Origin of the sequence: Brachyspira catarrhinii, assembly GCF_005518285.1 — a bacterium.
GTDB lineage: Bacteria > Spirochaetota > Brachyspiria > Brachyspirales > Brachyspiraceae > Brachyspira > Brachyspira catarrhinii.
In genome coordinates this window covers 1-4,211 of record NZ_SJDU01000199.1, presented here as the reverse complement: position 1 = coordinate 4,211, position 4,211 = coordinate 1, and the positions used below count along the sequence as shown (strand labels likewise).

The following is a 4,211-nucleotide window of genomic DNA, read 5'->3' as shown; positions in this document are numbered from 1 at the left end:
AGGTTCTATAGTTATTTTTCATTTTATTTTTATTCTTTATTCAATATTTTTTTGTTTACCTCCTCTAAAAATTTATCGTCTCTGTTTATGGCGCTTATAAATAATTGATTATTTTCAACCAAATTTATAACCTCGCCATTTTCTATAAAATTTCCGTTTTCATCGGACATTATTTTTATAATAGGTCTCATAGGAAAATTATTATGCGTGGCAAAAACAAAAGCCTTTCTCTTATCATTTAAAATAACTATAGAACCTACGGGATAAACGGTAAATATTGCCATAAACACTTTGGATATAATCGGGTCGTATTTATTATTAGCTCCTTGCATTATAAGTTTAACGGAATCGAATAATAATTTTTTTTCAACATTTTTATTGATATTTAAACTTTTTTCATCGGGCAGTATTTTATTATTTTTCATTACCTTTTCCGCTTCATGAGCGACTGCCACAATTTTCGCGTATAGATGTATTTCGTTTCCAGATATTCCGCGCGGATAACCTTTGCCGTTAAAATATTCATGATGCTCGAGAGCGATTGCCGCCATTTCTTCTTCAAATCTAAAATTGCTTTTCATTAATTTATAACCGTAAACGGTATGCTTTTTTATTTCGGCGTATTCTTCGGGAGTATGTTTATATTGTTTATTCAATATTTTTTCTGGAACTTTAACCAAACCTATATCGTATAAAATCGCTCCGAGTCCGAGTTTTTTTAATACGACATCCGACATTTTCATTCCTTTTCCAATAATCAAGGATATTATCGCGACATTTAAAGAACGAACATAATAAAAATCTTCTTTATTGAAATTAAAAATGCTTAAAAGAGCTATAAAACTATTTAAATTTCTATTCATTATATCCAAAAGTCCGTCAATGATTTCGTTGAGTTCTTTCATGTTGACAAGATTATTATGTCTAAAATTTCCCAGATTATTTTTTGTTTGTTTTATTATATTCAAATAAATATTTTTGAATACTTTATATTCCCTTAAAAATTTATCGAAATCTTGCACGGAGTTATGAGTCGCTCCCTCGCTTTCCAAGTCTTTAATAAAAACTTCGGCAATATCCCATTTTTTTAGCCTATTTATATCTTCGTCTTTTATTTCGACATATTTGCTTATGGCTATAAAATCGTTATCCAAATATATGTCTTTTCTTTCTGGCTGGGATTTAATATCCTGCGTTTTTATTTTAGCAAAATTTTCCATAATCATAACTCTTTATAATAGTTTATAAACTTTCCTTTAATTTATATACATGCCTCAATATTATACTAACCGCTTCGTATAGCGAATAAGGAATTTCTTCTCCAATATCCAATTTAATTAATGTTTTTGCCGTCTTTTCGTCTTCAACTATCGGAATATTATATTTTTTCGCAAGATAAACCATTTGTCGGGCAAGCAGTTTTTCTCCTTTCGATATAACTACGGGAGCGTTATGAATCTCTTTATCGTATAAAAGAGCGATAGCGTTTTCAATGTCCTTATTCATTATTATGCTCCGTTATCATATTCCAACTTAAAATTTAAATCTTCAAAAATTTTAAGTTGTTCCTCAATAATATATTTCGTATCATTACATTTTTTATATAATTTTTTATCAAATAATTTCAAAGTTATTAAATATTCATTTTTAAATTCTTTCTCAATTTTATCTATTACAATTTTGCATAATTCTTTATCTTTATCATAAACTACAAAAATAAAATTATATTTATTATTTTCTTCGTTTCCTTTAATATATAATAAAATTTCCTTTAATTCGTTATCGTCTTCGTTAATAAATGTAATTGGAATCAAATAGAAAAAAGAATTATTTTTATCTTTTCTATTAAGCGATAATATTTTTAAAATAAACATTATCATTTCTTTATTATTCCCTTTATCAAAATCCAAATCGTTATTAAACATATCAAAGAGCGCAAACCATATAGCAAAATAACCGTTCGTATCTATATAGTTTTTTAATTTATCTTTATCATGGTTTTTCAAATTAAAAATCATGTTTTTTAATATTTCGGCTAATTTATAATTTTTGTTAGAGTTTTTTATTATAGAAGCGAAATTTCCTATTTTGCCAAAAATATTTTCCAAATTTTTAATCTCCTCTTCGCTAAAATAAATATTATTTTTCATAGCGTTAAGAAAGAATTCTTTTTTTTCGTTGTTCGGCAGATATTTTAAAACCGTTTCATAGTAAGTTATATTTTGATTATTTACTTTTATTCCTTTCGACAATAAGAGATTTGCCGTTTCGGAATTTTCTTTTCCCACGGAACTTATGTTAACCGAAACTCCATTTTTTATATTTTCATTCGCTTCTTTTATACTGTTTGCATTTTTTAATATATTTAATATTAATTTATTATTTTCTTTTGAAACCAAAGCGAAACCTTTTTCGGTTATTCCGTTTTTGAACATGGCTATAACTTTATTTCCCATAATATTTACAATCGCTTTATCGTTATCAATTTTTCTAACTATTGAAAATCTGACAATATCGCCGTTTTTTATGGATTTCGGGCTTTTATTTATTATAGAATTGAAATATTTATTAATATTTATCATAAAATATATAAAAATAAAAGGCTTTTAATTATTATCGTTTTTTTATTATTTATGATTATAAGATTTTATCGGCTCGAATGTAAATCTATGTTTGTCGCTCGGACCGTATTTTTCTATCGCTTCAAGATGTTCTTTAGTTCCGTAGCCTTTATTTTTACTTATTTTGTATTTTTGATATTCTTCGGGCAGATTATTCATCGTTTCGTCTCGGCTAACTTTCGCCAATATGCTTGCGCAACCTATGGAATATGATTTTAAGTCTCCTTTTATTATTGAAATTTGTTTTATATCAATATCGAGTTTCAAAGCGTCTATAAAAAGTATGTCGGGTTTTATTTTCAAGTTTTTTATAGCATTAATCATAGCCAATTTTGTTGCATTTAAAATATTTATTTCGTCTATTATTTTTTCGGAAACGGAATATATGGAATAGCAAATCGCTTTTTCTATTATTTTTTTTGAAAGTTCTTCTCGTTTTTTGGGTGTAAGTTTTTTTGAATCTTCAATTCCTTCGATTATATTTTTATTTTCGTTTTCATTTAACGACAAAGGCATTATTACGGCGGCTGCGGTAACTGGACCGAATAAACAACCTCGCCCGACTTCGTCTATTCCGCAAATATATTTATAACCAGATTGCAAATATTCTTTTTCGTATTTTAATTTATCGTTAATCATAATAAATAAAAATAATAATCAAATAAAAAATATCGCTATTAGCGCGGTGGCTATTATTCCGATTAATGAAACAAAAGCTATTAAAAAGTCGTTTGAAATATCTTTTATCTTTATATTTTCTTTTTTTATATTTTCTTTATTGTTTTTAGAATTATTTTTTTTCTTTTTATTATTATAATTATTCTCCAATATTATTTTTATTTTTTCGCTGAAATCTCTATTCTTTTTATCCTGTTCGTCTATCTTTTTAGCGACATATTCCATTAAAATTTCATAAGTTTTATCGTATTTTCTGAATAAATTATTCGCGTTTTGCATCATTTCTTCATGGCTTTTATTTATGCTTTCTTTTAAGTCGTTATTTTTTTGATTTTGTTCTTCTATTTTTCTGTCAATATTATTATTATGTTCTTCCAATATTTCTTTAATTTCTTCGTTTATATTATTAGCCAATACCGACATGCATTTTCCTTAAAAGTTTTATTTTGTATTATTATATTATAACGATATATGAAAAATATCAAATATAAATAAAGCTTGTTATGACTTTTTTCATCTTCATTCTGAATGTTTTTATATATAAAACCCTATGCATCTCCGCATGAGGTTCGTAAAAATTATATTCTCCAACCGAATGATGCTGATTTTTATTGAACAAAATTATTGATTATTCAAAAGATTTGAATTTTTTTATATTAAATTTAATCGTTCTTTGGCGTCCGCCAGCATGCGTAAATCCTTTAACTATTCTCGCTATGCCGTAAAAAAAGCCGAGTCCGTAAAAGAAATGCGTTATAAAAAACATATAAGGAAAAACAAAAAAGCCTTTGATTTTACTTATAAACCCTTTTTCTTTTAACGCCGTAATTATTCCCGCAAGCAAAGTCATCACAAAATATAAAGCAAACGGAATAAAATAAACCGCTATAAAAACAATTTTTGTAATGAGAA

At 26.3% G+C, this 4,211-nt stretch carries 6 protein-coding genes and 1 pseudogene; all 7 read right to left on the bottom strand.

The window, feature by feature from the left end:
- Positions 1–29: 29 nt before the first annotated feature.
- Positions 30–1,220 carry an HD-GYP domain-containing protein gene (locus tag EZH24_RS07910; RefSeq protein WP_137998573.1) on the bottom strand — a complete coding sequence of 397 codons (1,191 nt, stop codon included), beginning with the start codon at positions 1,218–1,220 and terminating at the stop codon, positions 30–32.
- 22 nt (positions 1,221–1,242) lie between these two features.
- Complete coding sequence (locus tag EZH24_RS07905) at positions 1,243–1,506, bottom strand: EscU/YscU/HrcU family type III secretion system export apparatus switch protein (protein WP_137998571.1); 264 nt, start codon at positions 1,504–1,506, stop codon at positions 1,243–1,245.
- 2 nt (positions 1,507–1,508) lie between these two features.
- The gene (locus EZH24_RS07900; protein ID WP_137998570.1) at positions 1,509–2,582 is read right to left on the bottom strand and encodes a hypothetical protein; all 1,074 of its coding nucleotides are present in this window, start codon (positions 2,580–2,582) and stop codon (positions 1,509–1,511) included.
- Between the two features lie 45 nt (positions 2,583–2,627).
- Complete coding sequence (locus EZH24_RS07895; protein WP_137998569.1) at positions 2,628–3,260, bottom strand: ribonuclease HII; 633 nt, start codon at positions 3,258–3,260, stop codon at positions 2,628–2,630.
- Positions 3,261–3,278: 18 nt separating this feature from the next.
- Positions 3,279–3,722, bottom strand: coding sequence for a hypothetical protein (locus EZH24_RS07890; RefSeq protein WP_137998568.1), 444 nt, complete (start codon positions 3,720–3,722; stop codon positions 3,279–3,281).
- 58 nt (positions 3,723–3,780) lie between these two features.
- Positions 3,781–3,918 (bottom strand): hypothetical protein, encoded by a 138-nt coding sequence (locus EZH24_RS14095; protein ID WP_161976120.1) that lies wholly within the window; start codon positions 3,916–3,918, stop codon positions 3,781–3,783.
- A gap of 9 nt (positions 3,919–3,927) precedes the next feature.
- A pseudogene (locus tag EZH24_RS14090) lies at positions 3,928–4,211 on the bottom strand (glycosyltransferase); the annotation flags it as partial.

Excerpts from the sequence above, each read along its gene's own strand:
- EZH24_RS07910 (WP_137998573.1), bottom strand. The coding sequence starts at position 1,220 with ATGGAAAATTTTGCTAAAATAAAAACGCAGGATATTAAATCCCAGCCA.
- EZH24_RS07905 (WP_137998571.1), bottom strand. The coding sequence starts at position 1,506 with ATGAATAAGGACATTGAAAACGCTATCGCTCTTTTATACGATAAAGAG.
- EZH24_RS07900 (WP_137998570.1), bottom strand. The coding sequence starts at position 2,582 with ATGATAAATATTAATAAATATTTCAATTCTATAATAAATAAAAGCCCG.
- EZH24_RS07895 (WP_137998569.1), bottom strand. The coding sequence starts at position 3,260 with ATGATTAACGATAAATTAAAATACGAAAAAGAATATTTGCAATCTGGT.
- EZH24_RS07890 (WP_137998568.1), bottom strand. The coding sequence starts at position 3,722 with ATGTCGGTATTGGCTAATAATATAAACGAAGAAATTAAAGAAATATTG.